This window comes from Sulfitobacter alexandrii (assembly GCF_001886735.1).
GTDB classification, from domain to species: Bacteria; Pseudomonadota; Alphaproteobacteria; order Rhodobacterales; family Rhodobacteraceae; genus Sulfitobacter; species Sulfitobacter alexandrii.
Window position 1 is genome coordinate 2,856,123 of record NZ_CP018076.1, and the last position, 23,704, is coordinate 2,879,826.

A 23,704-nucleotide genomic window follows, 5' to 3' on the forward strand; every position below is an offset into this window, starting at 1 on the left:
CAGGTGAAACAGACGCTCACAACCCCCGACGGCACCCCCGCAAGCCGCCTCGCCTTTGGCACCATGCAGTTCGGCGGGCGCGCGGACGAAGCCGCCTCGGCCGCGATGTTCGAGGCCTGCATCGCGGCGGGCATCACGCATTTCGACACCGCCCATGTCTATACCGACGGCGCATCGGAAACACTGCTGGGCAAGTTTCTGGGCCACCGCCGGGACAGCCTGATCGTCGCGACCAAGGCCGCCTATACCGGCGGCGCGGGGCGCGCGAACATCCTCGCTTCGGCGGAAACCTCGCGCCAGCGGATGCAGATCGACACGCTCGACGTGCTCTACCTGCACCGGTTCGATCCCGACACGCCCCTGACGGAAAGCTTTGGCGCACTGGCGGAGCTGAAGGAAAAAGGCCACATCCGGCACATCGGCCTGTCCAACTTCGCCGCCTGGCAGGTGGTCAAGGCGACGGGGGTCGCGGCGGATCATGGCCTCGGGATCGCGGTGATCCAGCCGATGTACAATCTGGTCAAACGACAGGCGGAGGTCGAGATCCTGCCCATGGCGGATGACCTCGGGATCCTCGTGGCGCCCTATTCACCGCTGGGCGGTGGCTTGCTCACGGGCAAATACGGTGACGGTGGCAGCGGGCGGCTGAGCGAAGACGACCGCTATGCCGCGCGATACGGTCAGGCACAGATGCACGAGACCGCCGCGGGACTGCGAGACGTGGCGCAGGAGATGGGGGTGCATCCCGCCACGCTGGCGGTGGCATGGGCCGCGCGGCATCCGACGGGGCCAAGCCCGATCATCTCCGCCCGGTCGGTCGCGCAGTTGCAGCCCTCGCTCGATGCGTTGGACTTCGACATGTCGGATGCGCTCTATGCACGGCTCAGCGCGCTGAGCGTGACACCGCCGCCGGCGACAGATCGGCTGGAGGAACAGGCATGAGCGATATCGTCGTCATCGGCGCCGGCATCGCGGGGCTTTCCGCAGGCGCGCGCCTGTCGGCGGACGCCCGCGTGACCGTGCTGGAGACCGAGACCGCCATGGGGTTTCACGCTTCCGGTCGCTCCGCCGCGCTGTTCGAGCAGAACTACGGACTGCCCAGCACGGTCGCGCTGAACAAGGCCAGCGCGGATTATCACTGGCACGCGAATGGCGGCTACCTCAGCCCGCGCGGCCTGATGCTGACGGCCAGCGCCGACGAACGTGCCGCCTACGAGACGGACGCGGAGACACTGGGCACCGACCCGATCAGCCCCGACCGCGCGCTGGAACTCGTGCCGATCCTCGACCCCGCCAGGCTGGCCTTCGCCGGGTACCACGAGGCGGCCTACGACATTGACACGGACCGGATGCTTCAGGATTTCGCCCGCGAGATCCGCCGCAACGGCGGCGAGATCGTCACCGGCGCGCCGGTCAGCGCCATCGCGCGGCACGGCGCGGCATGGCAGGTGACGACCCCAAAGGGAACCCACAGCGCGGCGCGGCTGGTGAACGCGGCCGGGGCCTGGGCGGACCAGGTGTCGGAAATGGCCGGGATCGCGCCCATCGGCATCGTGCCGCATCGCCGGTCCATGGCGCGGCTGCCCGCGCCGGGCGGTCATGACGTCAGCCGCTGGCCCATGTTCTTTGGCGTGGGCGAGGCATGGTACGCCAAGCCTGACGCGGGCGCGCTGCTGGTCTCCCCGGCGGAGGAAGACCCGGTGGAGCCGCACGACGCATGGGCCGACGACATGGTACTGGCCGAGGGGCTGGCCCGTTACGAGGCGATGGTGACCGAGCCGGTCACCCGGCTGCTGGCGTCCTGGGCCGGATTGCGCAGCTTTGCCCCCGACCGGGCGCTGGTGCTGGGGCCGGATCGGGACGAGCCCACGTTCATCTGGTGCGCGGCGCAGGGCGGCTACGGTTTCCAGACCGCGCCTGCCGCGTCCCAGCTGGTGGCCGACCTTGTGATGGGGCGCACGCCCGCCCTGCCCCCCGCGGTCGTGGCCAGCCTGACACCGGACAGGTTCCGATCATGAGCCGCAGACTGCCCCCCACCGCCAGCGTGGCGGACCAGCGGGAGGACGGCAAGCTGCATGCCCCTGCCGCGGCACGCAACGCGGATGCGATCTGTGCCGTGCTGACCGATCATGCGCCCGCCACGGGCCGCGCGCTGGAAATCGCCAGTGGCACCGGTCAGCACGTCGTGGCATTCGCCCGCGCCCTGCCCGGCCTGCATTGGCACCCGACGGAGATCGACCCGGCCCGCCGCGCCAGCATCGACGCGCATGTGACCGAGGCGGCGCTGCCCAACATCGCGCCCGCGCAGCCCCTCGACGCGACCGAACCGGACTGGGCTGCCAAGTGGGCGCCCGTCGATATGGTGGTCCTCGTAAATCTGCTGCACCTCGTCTCAGCGCCCGAGGCGCGGCAGATCCTGAACGGCGTCGCCTCTGCCTTGGCGCCGGGCGGTGTCTTTGTCCTTTATGGCCCGTTCAGGCGGAACGGGGCGCTGACCAGCGACGGCGACCGCCGGTTCGACGCGGAGCTGCGGGGCGCCGATCCGCTGATCGGGTACAAGGACGACCTTGCAGTCGCGGGCTGGCTGCGCAACTCTGGGTTGGAGCACGGCGGCCAAATCGAAATGCCCGCCAACAATCTTGCCCTTGTCGCGCGAAAGCCTGTCTGATGTTCCTGTTCCGTCGCCTGTCCCTGCTGTGCCTGCTTGCCCTCGCCGCCTGCGGGGGCGCGCATGATACCGGGGTGCCGCCCGCCCCGCCCGGCGTGCTTTTCGCGCCCGATTTCGGCGACAGCGATCCGGCCAGCTTCAACGCGCCCCGTCCCGATTCCTTTGCCGTGCACGGGATCGACGCCGCGCGCTTTCAGAAGAGCATCGCATGGGGCGAGGCACGGGCGAGCGGCGTCAACTTCGCCTTCATCAAGGCGACCGAAGGGGGCGACCTGCTCGACACCGCCTTTCAGGAACACTGGCGCGCGGCCGGCAGCGCGGGTGTCGTGCGCGGGGCCTATCATTTCTATTACTTCTGCACCCCGCCCGAGGATCAGGCGCGCTGGTTCATCCGCAACGTGCCGCGCACGCCCGGCATGATGCCCCCGGTGCTGGACATGGAATGGAACCCGTTTTCGCCCACCTGCGCGACCGTGCGCCCGCCCGGAGCCGAGGTGCGCGACCAGATGCGGCGCTGGCTGCGGATCGTCGAGGCGCATTACGGCCAGCGCCCGATCATCTACACCACGCCGGAATTCTACCGGCAGAACGGGCTGGGCCAGTTCGACGGCTATGAATTCTGGCTGCGCTCGACGGCCAAGACGCTGGGCGAGGTCTATCCCGGACAGCCGTGGAAATTCTGGCAGTACACCGCCACGGGCATCGTGCCCGGCATCGCGGGCGGCGTGGATCTGAACGCGTTCAACGGCAGCCGGTCGGACTGGCAGAACTGGATCGCGCGGCGGGCGGTACGCTAGGACAAAGATTTTGCGCCGGACCATGCAACTTCCAGACGGCACTCCTCGTAGCTAGGGCGTATCGGGGCGCAGAAAGCGCGCCATAGCCACAGGAGTTTTTATGTTTCGCGTTTCACTGGTTTCTTCAGTTCTCGCACTCGGTGCCACTGGCGCCCTTGCCGATGCCCATGCCGGCACGATGGGGTATGCGCTGGCGGGTGACGGTGCCCAGCTTGTCATGATGCAGGACATTGCCGAACCCGGCAACGTGACCTCGGTTGATCTGTCCACGCCGGTCTGGGCCATCGCCTATCGCCCCGTGACAGGCGACCTGCTGGGTTTTGGTGACGGCGCGATCTTTACCATCGACCCCGCGTCGGGCGAGATGACCGATCTGGGTGCCAGCTTCATGGACGACGCCACCATTGCCGACGGCGCGATGGTCGCTCTCGACTTCAACAACGCCATCGACGCGGTGCGCGCCGTGTCCACCGGAGGGGACAACCTTGTCTATTTCCCCGACGGGTTCGGCGACGGTGACGAACGCGCGGGATCGGTTCGCCGCTTTACCCATCTGGCCTATGCCCAAGGCGATGCAATGGCGGGCACAACGCCGATGGTCTACGCCAACGCCTACACCAACGCCGTTCCCGGCGCCAAGGCAAGCGAGACCTTCCAGTACGCGCTCGACGCGGAAACCGATGCACTGATCAGCCTCGCGAACAACGACGGGACGCTGGCTACCATCGGCAAGGTCACCGTGGATGGCGAAGAGGTCGATCTGGCCCCGATGGGCGGCTTCGACATCGTCTCAGCCTCCGAAGGCGACAACATGGCCTATGCCATCCTGCAGATGGAAGGGGCCGAGAACGCGGGCCTTTACACCATCGACCTGGAAACCGGCGCAGCCACGATGCTGGCCGATCTGGGCATGGGCGGCATCACGGGCTTTGCCGCTGCCAAGGGCATGTGATCCCGCTCCTCCCGGCGCGCCAGCCGCGCCGGGAGGATACCTGCGGATCGCGCCGGCTCAGCCGCGCGCGTAATGCCGCGCGACGACGAAAAGACCGCCGACCAGCATGACCGGCAGCAGGAAGATGCGAAAGACATGCACCCCCAGCACCGCCAGCAGCGCGCCGATCAGCTCGTCCGCACGGCTCCAGAGGTTGTTCGCCAACTGGCGGTACTCGCTCAGCCCCGGCTCATCCTCGCCCAGCGCGGCGCTGCCCCCGACCCGCGCCGTGATGTCCTCCACCAGGGCCATGTTGCGCTGATAGGTCGCCTCGGTCAGCGACAGCGCGAGCGGCTCGGAGACGACCAGCGCCAGCGGCAGGGCCAGTCCCAGGAACCCGCCGTACCACGCCAGACGCCGCGGCAACCCGGCGTGGCCCCGCCCGCTGATCGCCCAGACCGCCAGCGCCGCCGCCAGAAGCGCCAGTCCGATGGCGCTGACCGGCCCGAGGGCGACGGCGATCACCCCCGTCACCACCATCACGCCAAAGACGAGGCCCGCGATCCGCTCGACCGTGTCGTCGATCGGCTCCAGCACCTTCAGGGGCTGGGCCGAGCCGGACGCGATGAAGGACAGGCCCACCTCGATCTCCTGCGCCGTCGACAGGAACGCGTTCAGCGTGCGCAGGGTGACATAGCTTGCCGCCGCCGTCGTCGCCACGCTGCGGGCATAGTCCTGCCCCCCGGCGACCAGCGGGTTGTCCCGCAAGAGCGCCGCGGCCAGCGCTGCCGCGCAGAGCAGCGCCAGCAGCAGCCTGCGGCTCAACCGTCGACCCTGATGCGTTCGTTCTTCGGATCGTAGGGGCAGTCCTCCACCACCTCGGCGTCCCAGAGCTTGTCGAACATCTTGACCTTCAGCTTCGTGCCCACTTCGGCATGTTCCGGCTTCACGTATCCCATGCCGATGCTCTTGCCGAAAGCGACCGAATAGCCGCCCGAGGTCAGCCGCCCGGTGCGGCCGTCCGCGTGATACAGCGCCTCGCGACCCCATGGGTCCGCATCCTCGGGCCCGTCGATCAGCAGCGTGACGCATTTTGCGCGGATGCCGTGATCGGCCATCGCCTGCTTGCCGTGGAAGTCCTTGTTCAGGTCGACGAAGCGCGGCAGATCGGCCTCGAGCGGGGTCGCGTCGCGGCCCAGTTCGTTGCCGAAGGCGCGGTAGCTCTTCTCCTGCCGCAGCCAGTTCTGCGCCCGTGCGCCCACCAGCTTCATCCCGTGCTTTTCGCCCGCCTTTTCCAACTGGTCGAAGAGATAGTTCTGCATCTCGATCGGGTGGTGCAGCTCCCAGCCCAGCTCACCGGTATAGGCCACGCGGATGGCGCGCACCGGGCACATGCCCAGTTCGATGTTGCGCATTGTCAGCCAGGGGAACCGCTTGTTGGACAGCACCGTGTCGGGATCCGCGTCCTTGACGATCTCGCGCAGCACGTCGCGGGATTTCGGCCCTGCGATGGCGAAGACCCCCCACTGCGTGGTCACGTCGTGGCATTCGATATAGCCGAACTCCGGCGCCTTGTCCTCGATCGCCTTGCGCAGGTAGTCGCTGTCGTAGGCCGTCCATGCCCCGGCGCTGACGAGATAATACTCGTGCTCCGCCAGCCGCACGATGGTGTATTCCGTCCGCGTCGTGCCGTGACCCGTCAGCGCGTAGGTCAGGTTGATCCGGCCGACGGAGGGCAGCTTGTTGCAGGTGAACCAGTCGAGGAACTGCGTCGCGCCCGGCCCCTTGACCAGGTGCTTGGTGAAGGCCGTGGCGTCGATCAGGCCGACACCCTCGCGGATCGCCTTGGCCTCCTCGACCGCGTACTGCCACCAGCCGCCGCGCCGGAAGCTGCGGCTGTCGTGATCGTTGAATCCCTCGGGCGCGTAGTAGTTGGGCCGCTCCCAGCCGTTCACATGGCCGAACTGCGCCCCGCGCGCCGCCTGGCGGTCGTAGGCGGGCGAGGTCCGCAGGGGGCGGCAGGCGGGCCGCTCCTCGTCGGGGTGGTGCAGGATGTAGACGTGTTCGTAGGCTTCCTCGTTCTTGCGCGCGGCGTATTCCGTCGTCATCCAGTCGCCGTAGCGCTTGGGGTCGAGGCTCGCCATGTCGATCTCGGCCTCGCCATCCACCATCAGTTGCGCGAGGTAGTAGCCGGTCCCGCCTGCCGCGGTGATCCCGAAAGAGAACCCTTCCGCCAGCCACATGTTGCGCAGGCCCGGCGCGGGGCCGACCAGCGGGTTGCCGTCGGGGGTATAGCAGATCGGGCCGTTGAAATCGTCCTTCAGCCCGCAGTTCTCGGCGCTCGGGATGCGGTGGTTCATCGCCATGTACTGATCCTCGATCCGGTCGAGATCGAGCTGGAACAGGTCCGCGCGGAAGCTGTCGGGCACGCCGTACTCGAACCGGGCCGGGGCGTTCTTCTCGTAGACGCCGAGGATCCAGCCGCCGCGTTCCTCGCGGACGTAGGACTGCGCGTCGGCATCGCGGATCACCGGATGTTCGACGTTGCCTTCATCCTTGCGGAACTTCACCAGCTCGGGGTCCTGATCCATCACGATGAACTGGTGCTCGACCGGGATCGCCGGCATCTTGATGCCCAGCATCTTCGCCGTGCGCTGCGCGTGGTTGCCGGATGCGGTGACGACATGCTCGGCGGTGATGACGATCTGCTCTTCCGAGGGGACGAGATTGCCGCCCCGCTCGACCATCTTCGTCGCGGTCACTTCCCAGTGGGTGCCGTTCCAGTGGAACGCGTCCGCCTGCCACTTGCGTTCGATCATCACGCCGCGCTGCCGTGCGCCCTTGGCCATCGCCATGGTCACGTCGGCCGGGTTGATGTAGCCGTCGGTCTGGTGATAGAGCGCCCCCTTCAGGTCCTCGGTACGGATCAGCGGCCACTTCGCCTTGATCTCGTCCGGGGTGAGCCACTGGTAGGGCACGCCGCAGGTTTCGGCGGTGGACGCATAAAGCATGTATTCGTCCATGCGCTCGTCCGTCTGGGCCATGCGCAGGTTGCCGACGACGGCAAAGCCGGCGTTCAGCCCCGTCTCTTCCTCGAGCGTTTTGTAGAAGCGGATCGAATAATCGTGGATGTGCGTGGTGGCAAAGGACATGTTGAAATACGGCAGCAGCCCCGCCGCGTGCCAGGTCGAGCCGGAGGTCAGCTCGTCCCGCTCCAGCAGCATGACGTCCTCCCAGCCCGCGCGCGCCAGGTGGTAGGCGATCGAGGTTCCGACGGCGCCACCGCCCACGACCAATGCTTTGACTTGCGTTTTCATGTCCCGGGCTCCCCTGCTGGATCTGCCCCCCTTTTAGTCAGGACGCGGGAAATCCACCATTCCGCGCCGACGCAAGACAGCGCAAAACCGACCTGCCCGACCCGTTTTGAACCGCTGCCGATCCCCCTGCCGCCCCGGACCGCGAATCCCGAAAGGCCGGTGCGGGACCACGCGCTTCATTGTTCCACAAATACACGAAAACCCCGGTGCCGCATCCGCAACGCCGGGGTTCGGGGCTCAGCCCGCCGCACGCGCCAGGAATGGCGTGCGGCGCAGCCGCGCCTCGGGATCAGGCGGGCAGGATCTTGCCCGGATTCAGGATGTTATCGGGGTCCAGCGCCACCTTGATCGCCCCCATGACGCCGACCGCCTCGGGCCCCAGTTCGCGCAGAAGGTAGGGCCGCTTGCCCTGCCCCACGCCGTGTTCCCCGGTGCAGGTGCCGTCCATGCCGATCGCCATGTCATTCAGCCAGCCGATGAAGGTTTCGGCGCGTTCCACCTCGTCCGCGTCGGCCATGTCCAGCAGCAGCGAGGCATGGAAGTTGCCGTCACCCGCATGGCCGACGACCGGCGCGATCAGCCCCAGTTCGCGGGCCTTGGCGTCGGATGCGGCGACCGCTTCGGCCAGGCGCGAGATCGGCACGCAGACATCCGTTGCCACCGCTTTGCAGCCGGGGCGCAGCGCCACCATCGCCCAATAGGCGTCGTGCCGCGCCTGCCAGAGCTTGTTGCGTTCCTCGAGCGATCCGGTGGCCTCGTATCCGGTGCCGCCTTCCTCTTCTGCCAGCATGCCGAAGGTTTCCGCCTGTTCGGCCACCCCGGCCTCGGACCCGTGGAATTCCAGCAGCAGCAGCGGGGTCTCCGGCAGGCTCAGGCCCGAATAGGCGTTCACCGCCTTCACGACCAGCGCGTCCAGAAGTTCGATCCGCGCCACCGGGAGACCGTACTGGATGGTTGCCATCACCGCGCGCGAGGCGGCCTCGAGCGTCGGAAAGGAACACCGGGCGGCCGAGATCGCTTCGGGAATGCCCTGCAGGCGCAGGGTGATCTCGGTGATCAGGCCCAGCGTGCCCTCTGAGCCGACCATCAGCCGGGTGAGGTCGTATCCGGCGGAAGACTTCCGCGCCCGGCTCGCCGTCCGCATCACCCGGCCGTCGGCAAGCACCACCTCGAGGCTGAGCACGTTGTCCTTCATGGTGCCGTAGCGGACCGCGTTGGTCCCCGACGCGCGGGTCGCCGTCATCCCGCCGAGCGAGGCATTGGCGCCCGGGTCGATGGGAAAGAACAGGCCCTGGTCGCGCAGGTAGGTGTTCAGCGCTTCGCGGGTGACGCCGGGCTGCACCCGGCAGTCGAGATCGCCGGCGTTGACCGCCAGCACCTTGTCCATCTGGCTGAGATCCACCGAGATGCCGCCGGCGGGGGCGTTGACATGCCCCTCCAGCGATGTCCCCGTGCCGTAGGGGATGACCGGCACCTTGTGGGCCGCGCAGAGCTTGACGACCTCGGACACTTCCTCGGTCGAGCGCGCAAAGACCACGCCGTCCGGCATCTGGTTCTCGATCCAGGTGGTGGTATGGCCGTGCTGTTCGCGGATCGACTGTCCGGTCTGGAACCGTTCGCCGAAGCTCTGCTTGAGCACGCCAAGCACCGTGCCGATACCGTCTTCGTTGCGCGTCAACGTGGTGATCTGTGTCATGTATCTCGTCCTCCGCCGCAGCGCGGCTCCTCATTCTCCGTAGGCGATGCCTTCGCGGCGCGGATCGGCCCCGCCCTGCAAGCCGTCGCCGATGGCGATCAGGTGCAGGCCCGAGGTCAGCGCGCGGGTTCCCACCTCGTATCCCATACCCGACAGGGCGTCCATCAGGTCCGCGGCGGGCGTGCCTTCTTCGAGGTCGTAGGCGCCGAAGCGGTTGACAGCGTGCGGGATGCTGGCCGCCTGCTGCACGTCGAGACCCCAGTCGATCACGCCGATGATCGCCTCGGTGACGTAGCCGATGATCCGGCTGCCGCCCGGGCTGCCCACCGCCAGCACGGGGGCGCCATCCTTCATCACGATGGTCGGCGACATGGAGGAACGCGGCCGCTTGCCCGGCTCCACCCGGTTCGCGATCGGCACGCCGTCGGCGTGGGAGCTGAAGGAAAAGTCCGTCAGCTCGTTGTTGAGCAGAAAGCCGTTCACCATGATCCGGCTGCCAAAGCCGTTTTCGATGGTGGTTGTCAGGCTTGCCACGTTGCCGGCGGCATCGACGATGCTGACGTGCGAGGTCGAGGGCAGTTCGAGCGAGACATCGTCGGCCCAGAGCAGCGCGTGGTCGAATTCGGGCTCGCCCGGCGCAACCTCCGTCAGCGCGGAGTCGCCGGCCAGCAGGGTCGCCCGGCGGGCAAGGTAATCGGGATCGAGCAGCCCCGTGACCGGCACCGGCACATAGTCGCTGTCGGCGAGGTAGCGGCCCCGGTCGGCAAAGGCGAGCCGCGCCGCGTCACCCATCAGGCGGCGCACCCCGGCGTCCATCGGACCGGCGCTGAGGTCGTAGCCCTCGAGCAGGCCGAGGATCTGCCCGACCGCCACCGCGCCGGAGGACGGCGGCCCCATGCCGCAGACCTCGTGGCCCCGGTACGGCGCACAGACCGCCGGCCGCTCCTTGACCCGGTAGATGCTCAGGTCGGTCGCGGACAGCATCCCCGCCCCATCCATGGCGCCGTTGACCGCGTCGACGATGGCCTCTGCGTTGTCGCCGGTATAGAACTTCGCGGCCCCGCCGTTCAGCAGGCGCAAGGTCTCGGCGTAGGCCGGATTCTTCCGCAGGTCGCCTGCCGCCAGCGGCGTGCCGCCGGGCATGAAGTAGTCGGCCGTCGCCTCGAAACGGCCCAGCCGTTCGGTGTCTTCCGCGATCAGCCCTGCAAGGCGGGGAGATACGGTGAACCCCTCCTCCGCCATGGCGATGGCGGGGGCGGTCAGATCGGCAAAGGGCAGTTTGCCCCAGCGCGCGTGGACAGCTTCCATCAGCGCGGGCGTTCCCGGCACGCCGACGGACCGGCCCCCCACGACCGCGTCGAAAAAGCTCAGCGGCTTGCCTTCGGCATCTTGGAACCGACGCGGGGTGGCGGCGAGCGGCGCGGTTTCGCGGCCGTCGAGCGTGGTCACCTCGCCCGTTGCGGCATCGTACCAGACCAGAAAGGCCCCGCCCCCGAGGCCAGAGCTTTGCGGCTCCACCAGCCCCAGCATCGCCTGCACCGCCACCAGCGCGTCGGCTGCCGTGCCGCCCGCCGCCAGCGCATCCGCGCCGGCCTTGACCGCGTGGGGATTGGCCGCGGCGACCATCCAGTTCTGCGCCATGACCGGCTTGCCCTGCACCTTGGCCGCCATCGCGCCCGCGTAGCCGGGACCGAGATCCTCGAACACGCCGGCGCCAGCAGCTTCAGGGGCCACCGCATCAGCGGCCTGCTGGGCAGAGACAGCCCCGGCCCACAGGACCGTCAGTATCGAAATGGCTTTCCACATGGCGCAAGTTCTCCTTCTATCCCGTTCAGGTATTCCCGGAGCGTTCGAGCGATTGCATCGCTCACTCCGGATGACTCGTGTGCGGCGCAGCCCGGTCGCGGATCGCGCCCCGACGCGTCACAGCATGGATGGCACCACCTGGTCGGGCGGGCGGTGGCCATCGTCGAAGGTCTTGATGTTGATGATGACCTTCTCGCCCATCTCGATCCGCCCTTCCATCGTGGCAGACCCCATGTGCGGCAGCAGCACCACGTTATCCAGTTCGCGCAGACGCGGGTTGATGTCGGTGCCGTGCTCGTAGACATCGAGGCCCGCGCCCTTGATGTCGCCCGCGCGCAGCATCCGGGTGAGCGCGTTCTCGTCGATCACCTCTCCGCGCGAGGTGTTCACGATGACCGCGTCGGGTTTCATCAGCTTGAGCCGCCGGGCGTTCATCAGGTGGAACGTCGAGGGCGTGTGCGGGCAGTTGATCGAGATCACGTCCATACGCGCCACCATCTGGTCCAGACTTTCCCAGTAGGTCGCGTCGAAACTGCGCTCGGTCTCGGCGTGCAGCCTGCGCCGGTTGTGATAGTGGATCTGCATCCCGAAGGCGCGGGCACGCCGGGCCACCGCCTGGCCGATGCGTCCCATCCCCAGAATGCCCAGCCGCCGCCCGCTGATGCGCCCCCCCAGCAGCGCGGTCGGGGCCCATCCGGCCCAGTCGCCCTTCTGCATCATCGCCATGCCTTCGGGCATCCGCCGGGTCACCGCGAGGATCAGCGCCATGGTCATGTCGGCGGTGTCGTCGGTCAGCGCGCCGGGGGTGTTGGACACCAGAATGCCACGCTGCCGCGCGGTCGCCACGTCGATGTTGTCGACACCGGCGCCATAGTTCGCGATCAGCTTGAGCCGCTCGCCGGCCTGCCCGATCAGCGCCGCGTCGACCGTATCGGTGATCGTGGGCACCAGCACGTCGGCGTCCTTGATCGCTTCCGACAGCTCCGCGCGGCTCATCGGTGTGTCGTCCTCGCGCAGCCGGACGTCGAAGAGTTCGGACAGTCGCGTTTCCACCGGATCGGGCAACCGTCGCGTGACTACAACACTCAACCGTTTCTTTGACATTTCGTCCTCCCCAGTCTTGGCGACATCCGCTTTTCCCCGCATGGTGTCCCAAGCAGCGACGAGGCACAAGAACCTCGCGGTGCAAAAGAGCAAACAAAACCAAACAGAAGACAGTGCAGGCAGCACCCATGAACTTCCGACTCAAAGGCGCCCTCGTGGCGCTGTTGGTAATGACGAGTCTGACGGCGCCCGTGCTCTGCCCCCCGGCCATGGCCGACGGGGTCGGGCCCGTCACCAATCTTCCGCTTCCCCGTTTCGTGTCGATGAAGGCGTCCGAGGGCAACGTGCGGCGCGGGCCGTCGCTGTCACACCGGATCGACTGGGTCTTCAAGCGGCGCGACATGCCGCTGAGGATCACCGCGGAACATGGCCACTGGCGCCGGGTCGAAGACCGCGACGGCATGGGCGGCTGGGTACACTATTCCCTCCTGTCCGGCACCCGGACGGTGCTTGTCGAACAGGACATGCTGGCGCTGCACGTGCGGCCCGACCCGAACGCCCCCGTGACCGCGGCACTTGAACTGGGCGTCGTCGCCCGGCTCGGCGAGTGCATCCCGGAATGGTGCGAACTGCGCACCGGAGGCTATTCCGGCTGGGCGCCCAAGTCGCGGATCTGGGGCGTCGCGCCGGAAGAAATCCACGACTGACGCGCGCCGCGGCGCTTGCCGGACCCCGGATTGCCCGCGACCGGCATTTGTCCCACACTGCGCGAAACGACAGAAGGGGACAGGCGATGCAAGCCATCACGTATGACAGATTCGGACCCGCGCGCGAGGTCTTGGAGATCCGGGAAACCGACAACCCCGCCCCCGGGCCCGGCGAAGTCCGCGTGAGGCTGGCGCTGTCGGGGGTCAATCCCTCGGACGTGAAGGCGCGGGCCGGCACACGGCCGGGCGTCACCAAACCCGCGTTTCCGCTGATCGTTCCGCACAGCGACGGCGCCGGGGAGATCGAGGCGGTGGGCGCGGGGGTGGACCCCGCCCGGATCGGTCAGCGGGTCTGGATCTGGAATGGCCAGTGGCAGCGGAGCCACGGCACCGCGGCGACCCACATCACCCTGCCCGCGCAACAGGCGGTGCCCTTGCCCAACGGTGTCGGGTTCGACGTCGGCGCGAATCTGGGGATACCGGGGCTGACAGCCTGCCATGCCGTCTTTGGTGGCGGCGACGTGGCTGGAGAAACGGTGCTGGTACAGGGCGGCGCGGGGACCGTCGGCCTGCTGGCGGTTCAACTGGCCAGATGGGGCGGTGCGCGGGTCATCGCGACCTGCAGCGCGGCGGACAGCGACCGCGTCAGGGAGGCGGGCGCGGATGCCGTGATCGACTATCGCGCCGACGACCTCGCCGACCAGGTGATCGCCGCGAATGACGGCAAACCCGTCGAAACCGTGGTCGAGGTGGAGTTCGGCCTCAACATCGCGGCGGACACGGGGCTGATCGCGCCGAACGGACGGCTGGCCGCCTATGGTTCCGCCAAGGAGATGGAGCCCGCCCTGTCCTTCGGGCCGCTGCTGTTCAAGGCGGTGACGATCGACATCATCCTGATCTACCTGCTGCCGGCCGCCCCGCGCGCGCTGGCCATCGACCGGCTGCACCACGCGCTGGCCGACGGGGCGCTGCACTGTCCGACCGAACGGATCTTTCCGCTGGCCGAGACTGCCGCGGCGCACGAGGCGGTGGAAAAGGGCGCACGCAACGGCGCGATCCTGGTGGACTGCCAGGGCTGAGCGCCCCCTCTACGCATGATTGCCAGGGCCGCGGCCGCGGCCTAGGGTGTCCGGATTGCACCACGACGGATTTCAACACATGCGCATTCTCGCCCTTCTGTTCTGCCTCGCCCTGCCGTTTGCCGCCCTGCCGCAGGCGGTCACGGCGCAGACCAGCGACCAGCCCACCGGCACCATCGCGATCCAGGACGACGCCGCGTCGGACGCGGCGATCGCCAACCGTATCCGCGACATCCTGCGCGAGCTGGAAGGTTTCGAGGATGTCTCCGTCACCGTGTCGTCGGGCATCGTCACCCTGCGCGGCTCCACGCTGGACATGACCGCCGCAACCCGCCTGTCGGAGCTCGTCGGCCGGGTCGAAGGCGTCGTGGCGATCAAGAACGAGGTGTTCGAGACGACCGACGTGGCCCGCCGCCTGAACCCGGCGGTGGAACGCTTCAAGGCGCGCGGATACCAGTTCCTCGCATTCCTGCCGCTGGCGCTCATCGCGCTCGCGGTCTTCTTTGCCGTCGTGTTTTTGGGCTTCTTCATCGCCCGCCGCAAGCAGCCGTGGGACCGCCTGTCGCCCAATGCCTTCATTGCCGACATCTACCGCCAGATCGTGCGGCTGTTCTTCATCATCGGTGGCCTCGTCATCGCACTCGACATCGTGGGCGCCACCGCGCTGCTGTCGGGCATCCTGGGCGCGGCGGGCATCGTCGGCCTGGCCATCGGTTTCGCGGTGCGCGACACGGTCGAGAACTTCATCGCATCGATCATGCTGTCGATCCGCCAGCCCTTCCGCCCCAATGACACGGTGGAGATCGAGGGCGATACCGGCAAGGTGATCCGCCTGACCAGCCGGGCCACCATCCTGCTGAGCTTTGACGGCAATCACATCCGGATCCCCAACGCGACGGTGTTCAAGAGCCGTATCGTCAACTACTCGCGCAACGCCGAGCGCAGGTTCACCTTTGCCCTGTCGGTGGCACCCGACGCGGACCTCGACCAGGCACGCCACCTGGCACTGGATACCCTGAACGCCCTGCCCTTCGTCCTGGACAGCCCCGAGGTGTCGGTCTGGATAGAATCGGTCGACGATTTCTGGGTCACGCTGAACATGGCCGCATGGATCGACCAGAACGATACCTCCATCGTGCTGGCGCGGTCCGAGGCGATCCGCCTGACCCAGGCGGCCTTCGACGCGGCAGGCATGGCCGCCCCCTTCCCTAGCTACCGGATCGAGAATCTGTCGGCGCTCGCGGGCAAGGCCGACGTCTCGACCGCCGCACCCCCAAGGCAGGACGCGTCGGCGCCCGCCCCTGTGCAGGACGTGGAGGCAACCGCCGAAAAGGAACTGGAAAAGATCGTCGATCAGGAACGCGCCGAACTCTCCCGCCGCGACCTGCTCAACGTGAACGCGACGACGGAATAGGAATTTTGGCAAAACGCACTTGCACTGACCGCGCAAGGCTTCTAATTAGCGGCTCACGTTGGGGTGTAGCCAAGCGGTAAGGCAGCGGTTTTTGGTACCGTGTACCGTAGGTTCGAATCCTACCACCCCAGCCACACACTTTCCCTAGTCTAGACGGTGCTAGGTGCGCGTGAAATAGCCCCGTGCTTTCCGTGGCTTAGCGGATAGCGGCGCTTGCTCAGACCGTATGTTGGGTCGGAATATGTCTCGATATCCGCAAAAGTCTGGGCGCGGCATTTTCGCGATACGAGTTTGGTGGATTAGGGCTTAGAGCGTAGCGAGGAGTGCGCGCTGCTCTTCCCAAGCCATAGGAAGGTCGTGCCTCAGATACCAATCAGAGGTGAACCCGATCGGCTGTCTGCCGTCCAGAACATCACGCACGATGTCTGGGGCCAAGAATGCCAGTCCGATCATCTGCTGGATGCGGCGCTTTGAAGTGCCGTCGGTCTTGGCGATGGCGGCGAAGGTCTCGCCTGATTTGATCCGCTCGTACCAGGCATGTGCCCTTACGACGTTGCGGATCAGCACCACGTCTCGCGAGCCGGACTGATCGGCGAGGATGATCTTCGTTTCCACGCCGCGCTTGCGGAGCTGGAACGTGACTCTGATGGAAAGGCAGTCAGGATCGACGTTGTCTGTCTCTGACCCGATGCAGCTTGCGATTTCATCCGGGGATATCTGGACCAGCATTTCGCCCGGTGACACAACGACCCTCTCGACAAGCTTCAGAAGCTGTGGCTCGCTCACGGTCTCCAAGGCCCCTGATAGCGCGGCATCAACACGACGAACCTGGTCTGCGGTTGCCGCGCGGAGCAGGTCGGCTGCGAAGCGCTGTTCGGACATAGTCAGACGCAGAACGTCAGCCACCCGGCCCTCCAGTTCTTCTGCAGGCAGACGCCAGCCATCCTGATGGCCGTCGCCGCTCCGGGCCACCAGCCGATGGGACACGTAATACCGCAGGCGCACCCCTTTGCGGGTCTTGGCATGAGACGGCGTCAGCCGGTCACCTGTTTCATCAAAGAGCTTGCCGCAGAGGTGGGAGCGTCTTTTGGCGGTCTTGTGGCCTCTGCTCTTCGCGGCCCCTTGCTGCAGAACGTGCTGAACCCGATCCCAGCGCTCTGGATCGATGATCGGATCATGCTGTCCTTCATGGACCTTGTCCTTGTGCCGGATGCGCCCGGCGTAGATCGGGTTGGTCAGGATGTGATGGATGTGACCCCGGTCGAAAGCGCCGCCACCGGAGACCGTCCCATCTGCGGCAACGCGTTTGCGCGTGCGCAAGCCGAGCTTCTCTGCATCAGTCTTCACCGCAAGTACTGTGCCATGCACTTCATAGAGATCGTAGAGGGTGCGGATGATCTGGGCCTCGTCGTCCCTGATCTTCAGAGTCCGGCCATCCGCATCATAACCCAAGGGCACCTGTCCCCCCATCCAAAGCCCCTTGCGCTTGGACGCGGCGATCTTGTCCCGGATGCGCTCGGCCGTGACCTCCCGCTCGAACTGCGCAAAGGAGAGCAGCATGTTCAGCGTCAGACGCCCCATGCTGGTTGCCGTGTTGAATGACTGTGTGACAGATACGAAAGAGGCTTCTGCCGCATCCAGGATATCGACGATCTTCGAGAAATCGGAGAGCGACCGCGTCAATCTGTCGATCTTGTAAACGATGATCTGGTCCACCCGTCCGCTGGCGACATCGTCGAGCAGTTGTTGCAAGGCAGGACGTTCCAGACTGCCACCTGATAGGCCACCGTCATCGTATGGGTCAGGCAGAAGTACCCAGCCTTCGTGCTTCTGACTGGCGACATAGGCCGCACAGGCCTCTCTTTGGGCATGCAGGGAGTTGAACTCCTGTTCCAGACCATCCTCGGAGGACTTTCGGGTGTAGATGGCGCAGCGGATCTTCTTCATGTGCTGCCCCTGCCCGTAAGACCGAAAAAGCGCGGCCCCGACCAGGCCGTGCCTGTGATATGTTTGGCGATGGCGGAGAGCGATGGCCAGATGCGGCCATCCATCAGGAAACCGCCCTCGAGAACATCGACATGATAGCTGCGCCCGTTCCATTCGCGCACCAACCGTGCACCGCTGTTGAGCCTTTCCGGACCGGCAGCGGCGACGTCTTCTCCCTCCGCGATCTTCAGTAAGGCCCGCCGCGTCGCTGCGGGCAAACCGCCTGCCCGCTTGCACTGCCGTTCATACCCGACCGCCTTCTGCATAAAGGCAACCGACAGGTACGCTGGCGGAGGCGATCCGAAGATCGCCTCCCAGTCCGTCAGCGCCGCTGCGCGATCCGGGTCCCGCTTACCCGGCATGATTTGTCTCAGCGACCAAATTGGCCTGCACACGGGCGGGCGCAGATACAATTCGGTACTTCGGCACGCCGCCAGTGGCCGGCTTCTCCCAAGCAATCTCATAGCCCGCCTTGCGCAGCCCGGTCAGCGCCGCCCGCGTCGTGTGCTGTTGCCAGCCAAGCTTGTCACTCAGGGCCTTGATGTCCGCACCTGCCTTGGCGCTCAGCAGCTTGATCAATTGGTCTTTCTTGGTCACCCGGCCCTGTTTCTTGGGCTTCGCACCTGGCTTCTTCATGGTCGATGTTGTAGTCATGTCGGTCTCCTCAGATCATCAGCGGAGACATTCCGCTGCTACTGAGCAAAGCCCGGACTCTTCGGGCAGCGCACGCAAATGCGGTCGAGCGCAACGACAGTACCGCTCGAAAGGCAAAGCAAGTCCAGTGGGTTCTCGGACGAAATCGAGAACCGTTCGCAGGCGCAGCAAAAAGCACCATAGGCGGGAACCGGACTTTCGCTGCGATGGCGAACCGGATCAGTCTTAGTGAAAAAGCCGACATCCAACACGTTTGATTTAGCATCATGAAACCATCTTGTTTCGGGGACCAAGTTTCCTTGATTGATGGCGCTTCGAATGCGGGTGCTTTATCATAAGAGCAGCTCGCCCATTCGAACGAACTAAAAAGGCTACAGTAAATGCCTGCGACCACACGTCAAACTGCCGGACCGGGGTACAACTTTGAAGATCTGACTTCTGCTTGGCTAATCTCAAAGATGTTGATAGGGCAAAGGTTGCAAGGCGTCGGAACGGAAGGCGCAATCTTGCAGTCTCAGACTAAGTCCATCGGCTGGATAATCGATGACCTTTTAGTTTCGACCCAAAACGGGGCCAGCCACCTTGCGGTGTCATGCAAGGCTAACTTTCAAGTTTCAAGCAATGGATTGCCGAGGGATTTTGTCGACCTCGCCTGGAAGCAATGGAAGACTGACGGCGGTTCAATGCAAAACAATGCGGACTGCTTAGGCCTCGTAACAAGGGGGAGGCATCCCGCATTCGATCCTGTTTGGGCTGATATTGTAAACTGGGCAAAAAGCTCCGATGAAGAACTCGCGCTGACTAGAATAAGAGCCACTAGCAAACACTCAAGAATTTTTGACAGTATCAAAAGCCCGGCCGGTTCAGCTGTGCCAACAGATCTTGAAACGCTTCGACTAGTACAGCGGCTTATAGTCGTCCCGCTGGATTTCCAGCTGGATCAGTCAACATCTGAGGCCGAAGCCATTAGCCGTTGCAGGCAGTTGATTCAAAGCGGTTCGCAACATGACGCAGAGAATGTCTGGAAAGAATTAGTCCAGATTTCTGAGGAGACTCGGTTAGGCTCTGGAACAATTGCAATCAGTGCGGTTTGGGACAGACTTCGACCCAAGTATGAGCTCAAAGACCGCCCCAATTTTGAGAGTTCTTGGGAGTCGTTGAGAGCCTTATCCCGAGACAGCCAAGCCGGGATTCAAAGTGAGTTACCCTCCGGCTTTTCCTTACCTCGTTCGAAAGCAAAGGACGCTCTTAGAGACCTAGTAGAAGCCCATCAAGTGACCGTGGTTGTTGGTGAGTCAGGAACGGGAAAATCAGCCCTTGTAAAAAATACGCTTGATGAGAAATTCCCCACCCCCAGTCAGATATGGCTTGGTCCTGAGCATGCCAAAGCACTCACTTCGGAACTGGGACGCAGAAAAATGGGCGTCGTCCACGATCTGGCCAGTGTACTTATGACGGCACCAAGCCAAACCAATGTATTGGTTTTGGATGCAATCGAAAAACTTGATCTGGATGCATTGTCTCGCATGAAGACGCTCACCGATGAGCTCTTGAACCGAGCAAAACCTGAATCTGTGGACTTCTGGCGCATTGTGGTTGTCTGTCAGACAGAAGCTTGGCGCGAGCGGGTTCAAATGGAGTTGAAAAAGTACTCTAAAGCCACGCTTCCCTTAGCAACGATTCAACCAGCTGAAGTCAAGGAAGCTCTTCGTTCTAGCGCGGAACTAAGATGGCTCTCGTTCCGAGAGGAAGCAGTTTCTGCTCTCACCAACCTAAAGACATTAAGCTGGGTAATGAGAGCGGCTGGGGTGTTTGATGAGGGTAATGACGAGCTAACTACACCCACTGCGTTCGTCGACGGTATCTGGCAATTTTGGACAGAAGGTCAAGTTGGTCCACAGAACCTCTTAGTCCGACTTGCAGAGCGAGAGGCCAATTTCGAGCGTAGCTTTGCGATAAGTGAATTAGATGCCACCGATGCGCAAATATTCCAGGAGAAGACTCAGTATCTACCCTTAAGAAAGAACCACCGAAACCGAATAGAGTTCGAACATGATCTTGCCGCTGAATGGGTAAGATTTCAGAGGCTTAAGGAGATTTCGCACGATATCGAAAGCTGGTCACCGCTGGCGGAGAACCCGCTTTGGACTGGATCTTTAAGGCTGCTGGGTCAGTTCTTGCTACGACAGCGAACAGAAGCGTCAAATGAATGGATCGAAGCTTTCACCCAACTAGAACGCCAAGGCGCTACTTTGCCAGCGGACATTCTCTTAGATTCGGTATTCCTTGACCCACAAGCCACTAAGTTCCTGTTTGAAAACAAAACATTTCTATTCGAGAAGAACGGCAAATACCTGCGAAGACTACTTCAAAGGTTCCTGCAGGTAGCTACTGTTCCAGATGTACCCTCAGGAATAGCTGAAATTGATCAAGACCTCGAGCTCTACATGGAAGCGCAGCATCGCTTCCCTATACTCGCATACTGGCCACCGATGGCATACTTTCTGCATCAGAATATCGAACTTGTAGCAGACCTAGTGTCTCCAATCGTGGCACAGATATGCGGCACATGGTGCTCGAAGATGCCAAGGGAACTATCTGACGGCTCAGCCATGCCTTGGCGAAGAGAGTTTGCAGAGATTGCATTGGCGACAGCTCGATCACTTCAAGTCGATCAGGGCAAGGCGTCAAAATATCTTGGCGACGGTGAGCGACCTATCTACAAAGCCGCGTTCGCCAGCGTATCTGACCTTCCGGATCAAGTCGCCTCTTGGGCACTGGAAGTTAGCCAACGACGGGCAGAAGACCCTGATGTCGTCCTTAGGATTGAAAGAGCAAAGTCTGAATTGGCTCGAGAACACGCGGAAAAAATAAAGTCTGATCCGGAGTATCGAAAGCGTGAAGCGGATCGGAGATCTCGTCGGGCTTCACTTCCCTCGTTCATAGACAGCTCGGAACCATTGCCACCGTGGCCGTTGGGTCCACAAGATCGAATTGAAAACGACTTTCAGCACGTCGTGCTACATGATGATGTGTTGTTGCCGATGATGTCTCAGTTGCCGGAAATTGCTTCAGAGGTCTTGTTGGCTAACTTAATCGAAGCAATTCCACGGCGAGATTTTTCAAGATCGACATACCGTGACAACGTTGGGCTGAACTTTGATCACACCTATCCGACAATTTTCTGGAAAAGCCCATTCTGGCGTTTTTTTCAGGTCCAACCGGCAGAAGCATTGTCCACGTTGATCGAGCTCATAAATTTTGCAACCGATCGTTGGTCTTACGCCTCGACTCTCGATGGAGATCGCGCGCCACCAAGCACCTCGCTAACCATGAAAGACGGTTCTACTAAAGCGTTTATCGGAAACTGCGACTTATACGATTGGTCGCAAAAAAGCTCAACTTCGAACGGTCAGTTGCACTGTGCTTTGAATGCGCTTGAAAAATGGCTCGTTTCTCAACTTGAGGGCGACGCTGACATCCAAAAACAGATCGAGGAAATCTTCGAAACAAGCCATTCGCTTGCGCTCATTGGAGTACTTGTGAACGTGGGTAAACACACGCCTGAGCTCTTCTGCGGGCCGCTTCTCCCATTGGCTGGATGCGAGCGCGTGTTTCTGTTTGATGAAGGAAGATTGAAGAACTCCAGCTTCTTCGATGCGTTCACTTGGTCGAGGGCCGGCGAAGTCGCGTTTAATATGGCCCGAGACTGGGCTGCTGCGGCTTACAGGCAGAGAAACCTTGTCGAAGTTGTAGTGACCCAGATGGCAAGGAACAGCCGGTTTGCCTCTTCCGTAAAGGCTACAACAGATAAATGGGTTGCTCCACGTGATCAAAAGGCCAGCCTGGAACACCGAATACTGAAAGCTCAATTAGACCCAGCGAACTATACTTTCACGACAGAGACTGATGAAATCCATTTTGCTTTGCCAAGCGAACTGCTCGCAGACGTTGAGTCATTTCAGCGGAATGGCAGTCTTCAGCTGGCCAAGTTAATGCTCGCGGACAACTGTCGGCGGGCTCTCGCTCAGAAGGCAGATCTACCCGATGCTGAAGCTTCTTATCTGTGGGACATTCTGTGTGCTCCTGAAGTAAGCACGGAACAAGAAGATGAAGGGAGGCAGAACCTCAACAAAGCGTCTGCCGCTGCAGTGCTAACGGTATTAGGCTCATCTTGGTTGCGGCGAGATCCTGGTAGGGAAGTATTTGTCAAAGACTATTTGCGGAAGCAGATCGAAGCTATCGAAAACGTTCCCCATTTCGGTCGGGATGGTTTTTATCACATTGATCAACGGCTTGAGTTTTTAGCACATTCGGTTTTTCACCTTTGGTGCGAAAGCACCGACGAACTTGCAGAATGGGAAACGGCCCTCCTTCAGGTCCTAACTTCAGGTGACAATAAGGCTGCCGGAGTGATCGGGGCGCTTGCGTACCGAGATCGCCGTAAACTCGGTCAGTCGTGGTTTCGCATCATCCAAATTGGGGTCTTCTGGTCCGCACTAACAATGCTTGAACCCGAGAGAGACGACTCCGATGCAGTGAAGACACGTTGGAACCGCTGGCGTGTTTGGCTCTGTCAAAAAAAGATTTCAGAGGTTGATAGTCAAATATCTGGCATTGATTTTTTGGGCGTTTGGAACCTGCAAAAGAAGCTCGAGAAAGAAAGATGGCGCAGAGCTTACGAGGCTAGAGACAAGCTCTGTATCAGAAGCCCTGAAGAGCGATTGTCTTTTGGTCTTGATACTCAGTTTCTGTCGAGTTTTCTTCATTGGCTGACGCAAACGGACACTGAACACGATGCAGAAACGTCCGAGATAGCCTCTGAAATACTTCTGTCTTCGTTTCAATATCAGGCTGCCTACTGCAAGGAGCATATGGATGAGCGCGGAGAGTTTGGACTTCCGCCGCAGTTTGGCTACGACGTTATTCAAAGACTTGCGTTTGAATGCGCGCGAACTTCAGACGACAATGCAATGAGTATCTACAATGCCGTCTTGAGTCTGGGGCCTGCGGCTGATCACATTATCGACCATTTCTTAGGATCTTGGTTTATCCAGTTGCATAAACTGCTGGATACCGACGCGTTCTGCGATCGCTGGAAGTCGATGATTCAGTTTGGCGTGGAAAGGCGGTGGTCCGAAGGTGGGAGCTGGTACGATGAGCAGAAGCTCCTTCGAAAATTGCTCGGTTTTGAATATTCCTCTTCATTGCAGAACGTTCCCGATCTGGATGCCAAGCTCGAGAACATGTCCAAACTTTATGAGTATTGGGCTACGAATAACCTCAGAAAGGACGAGGAGAACGTTTCTTGGTTTGCTTGCTTCCTTAAGTCAGGTTCAGGTAGAGCCCTTCGAATTAATGGGCTCAAATGGCTTGCGGCAAGCCTAACGAATGGCGAAAAGAAGCAGTACTGGCGCGACAGTAGGGACACAGGTTCCAGCCTTGTTGATCTCATCGACAAGGCTTTTCGAGATCAAAAAACTACCTTCCAAACGGATCCGTTGGCGCGGCATGCGATCGTGAAGTTGAGCGCTCTACTAGTCTCAAAGCAGATACCGGGTGCAATGTCTCTGCAACAGAAGATATCAACGCTTCGCTAGCTTTG

At 62.7% G+C, this 23,704-nt stretch carries 17 protein-coding genes and 1 tRNA gene; 10 read left to right on the forward strand and 8 right to left on the reverse strand.

Translation table 11 applies throughout. The features are described from left to right. Positions 1–3 precede the first annotated feature (3 nt). The 5 genes from BOO69_RS14055 to BOO69_RS14075 all read left to right on the forward strand — a co-directional run bounded on the left by BOO69_RS14055 (position 4) and on the right by BOO69_RS14075 (position 4,417). On the forward strand, positions 4–942 hold the full coding sequence (locus BOO69_RS14055; RefSeq protein ID WP_071972739.1) for an aldo/keto reductase: 939 nt from the start codon (positions 4–6) through the stop codon (positions 940–942). Next, positions 939–2,018 carry an NAD(P)/FAD-dependent oxidoreductase gene (locus tag BOO69_RS14060; protein ID WP_071972740.1) on the forward strand — a complete coding sequence of 360 codons (1,080 nt, stop codon included), beginning with the start codon at positions 939–941 and terminating at the stop codon, positions 2,016–2,018. The genes BOO69_RS14055 and BOO69_RS14060 overlap by 4 nt, the downstream gene beginning before the upstream one ends. Next, entirely contained in the window at positions 2,015–2,668 is a 654-nt protein-coding gene (locus BOO69_RS14065; RefSeq protein WP_071972741.1) for a DUF938 domain-containing protein, read from the forward strand. The genes BOO69_RS14060 and BOO69_RS14065 overlap by 4 nt, the downstream gene beginning before the upstream one ends. Next, positions 2,668–3,465: a glycoside hydrolase family 25 protein gene (locus BOO69_RS14070; protein ID WP_071972742.1), complete on the forward strand. Its 798-nt coding sequence runs from the start codon at positions 2,668–2,670 to the stop codon at positions 3,463–3,465. Before BOO69_RS14065 ends, BOO69_RS14070 begins: the two co-directional genes overlap by 1 nt. Before the next feature lie 100 nt (positions 3,466–3,565). Next, positions 3,566–4,417, forward strand: a complete 852-nt coding sequence (locus tag BOO69_RS14075) for a DUF4394 domain-containing protein (protein WP_071972743.1) — start codon at positions 3,566–3,568, stop codon at positions 4,415–4,417. 57 nt (positions 4,418–4,474) lie between these two features. Here the strand turns inward: BOO69_RS14075 and BOO69_RS14080 are convergent, their stop codons facing one another. From BOO69_RS14080 to BOO69_RS14100, 5 genes are all read right to left on the reverse strand, one after another. Further along, positions 4,475–5,221 carry a hypothetical protein gene (locus tag BOO69_RS14080; protein ID WP_071972744.1) on the reverse strand — a complete coding sequence of 249 codons (747 nt, stop codon included), beginning with the start codon at positions 5,219–5,221 and terminating at the stop codon, positions 4,475–4,477. Beyond that, positions 5,218–7,713 carry a GcvT family protein gene (locus tag BOO69_RS14085; protein WP_071972745.1) on the reverse strand — a complete coding sequence of 832 codons (2,496 nt, stop codon included), beginning with the start codon at positions 7,711–7,713 and terminating at the stop codon, positions 5,218–5,220. Before BOO69_RS14085 ends, BOO69_RS14080 begins: the two co-directional genes overlap by 4 nt. Before the next feature lie 289 nt (positions 7,714–8,002). After that, positions 8,003–9,409 carry an FAD-binding oxidoreductase gene (locus BOO69_RS14090; protein WP_071972746.1) on the reverse strand — a complete coding sequence of 469 codons (1,407 nt, stop codon included), beginning with the start codon at positions 9,407–9,409 and terminating at the stop codon, positions 8,003–8,005. 30 nt (positions 9,410–9,439) lie between these two features. Next, positions 9,440–11,215 carry a gamma-glutamyltransferase gene (gene ggt / locus BOO69_RS14095; RefSeq protein ID WP_071972747.1) on the reverse strand — a complete coding sequence of 592 codons (1,776 nt, stop codon included), beginning with the start codon at positions 11,213–11,215 and terminating at the stop codon, positions 9,440–9,442. A gap of 117 nt (positions 11,216–11,332) precedes the next feature. Beyond that, positions 11,333–12,319, reverse strand: a complete 987-nt coding sequence (locus BOO69_RS14100; protein WP_071972748.1) for a 2-hydroxyacid dehydrogenase — start codon at positions 12,317–12,319, stop codon at positions 11,333–11,335. A gap of 170 nt (positions 12,320–12,489) precedes the next feature. Here BOO69_RS14100 and BOO69_RS14105 point away from each other — a divergent pair, with 170 nt between their 5' ends. The 4 genes from BOO69_RS14105 (at position 12,490) to BOO69_RS14120 (ending at position 15,593) form a co-directional block, all read left to right on the forward strand. Further along, positions 12,490–12,966, forward strand: coding sequence for an SH3 domain-containing protein (locus BOO69_RS14105; RefSeq protein WP_156874993.1), 477 nt, complete (start codon positions 12,490–12,492; stop codon positions 12,964–12,966). Positions 12,967–13,052: 86 nt separating this feature from the next. Further along, positions 13,053–14,045: an NADPH:quinone reductase gene (locus BOO69_RS14110; RefSeq protein ID WP_071972750.1), complete on the forward strand. Its 993-nt coding sequence runs from the start codon at positions 13,053–13,055 to the stop codon at positions 14,043–14,045. 79 nt (positions 14,046–14,124) lie between these two features. After that, a complete protein-coding gene (locus BOO69_RS14115; RefSeq protein ID WP_071972751.1) occupies positions 14,125–15,459 on the forward strand; it encodes a mechanosensitive ion channel domain-containing protein in 1,335 nt (444 codons plus the stop codon). 59 nt (positions 15,460–15,518) lie between these two features. Then, positions 15,519–15,593: transfer RNA gene (locus tag BOO69_RS14120), tRNA-Gln, on the forward strand. 172 nt (positions 15,594–15,765) lie between these two features. Here the strand turns inward: BOO69_RS14120 and BOO69_RS14125 are convergent. From BOO69_RS14125 to BOO69_RS14135, 3 genes are read right to left on the reverse strand one after another with little or no spacing between them, the layout of a single operon-like run. Continuing rightward, on the reverse strand, positions 15,766–17,406 hold the full coding sequence (locus BOO69_RS14125; protein ID WP_071972752.1) for a recombinase family protein: 1,641 nt from the start codon (positions 17,404–17,406) through the stop codon (positions 15,766–15,768). After that, the gene (locus BOO69_RS14130) at positions 17,403–17,807 is read right to left on the reverse strand and encodes a DUF2924 domain-containing protein (RefSeq protein WP_071972753.1); all 405 of its coding nucleotides are present in this window, start codon (positions 17,805–17,807) and stop codon (positions 17,403–17,405) included. Before BOO69_RS14130 ends, BOO69_RS14125 begins: the two co-directional genes overlap by 4 nt. After that, the gene (locus BOO69_RS14135; protein ID WP_071972754.1) at positions 17,797–18,099 is read right to left on the reverse strand and encodes a DUF3489 domain-containing protein; all 303 of its coding nucleotides are present in this window, start codon (positions 18,097–18,099) and stop codon (positions 17,797–17,799) included. Before BOO69_RS14135 ends, BOO69_RS14130 begins: the two co-directional genes overlap by 11 nt. Before the next feature lie 506 nt (positions 18,100–18,605). On the opposite strand from BOO69_RS14135, the gene BOO69_RS23085 reads away from it, so the two are divergent. Then, entirely contained in the window at positions 18,606–23,699 is a 5,094-nt protein-coding gene (locus BOO69_RS23085; RefSeq protein ID WP_156874934.1) for an ATP-binding cassette domain-containing protein, read from the forward strand. The last annotated feature ends 5 nt before the right edge of the window (positions 23,700–23,704 follow it).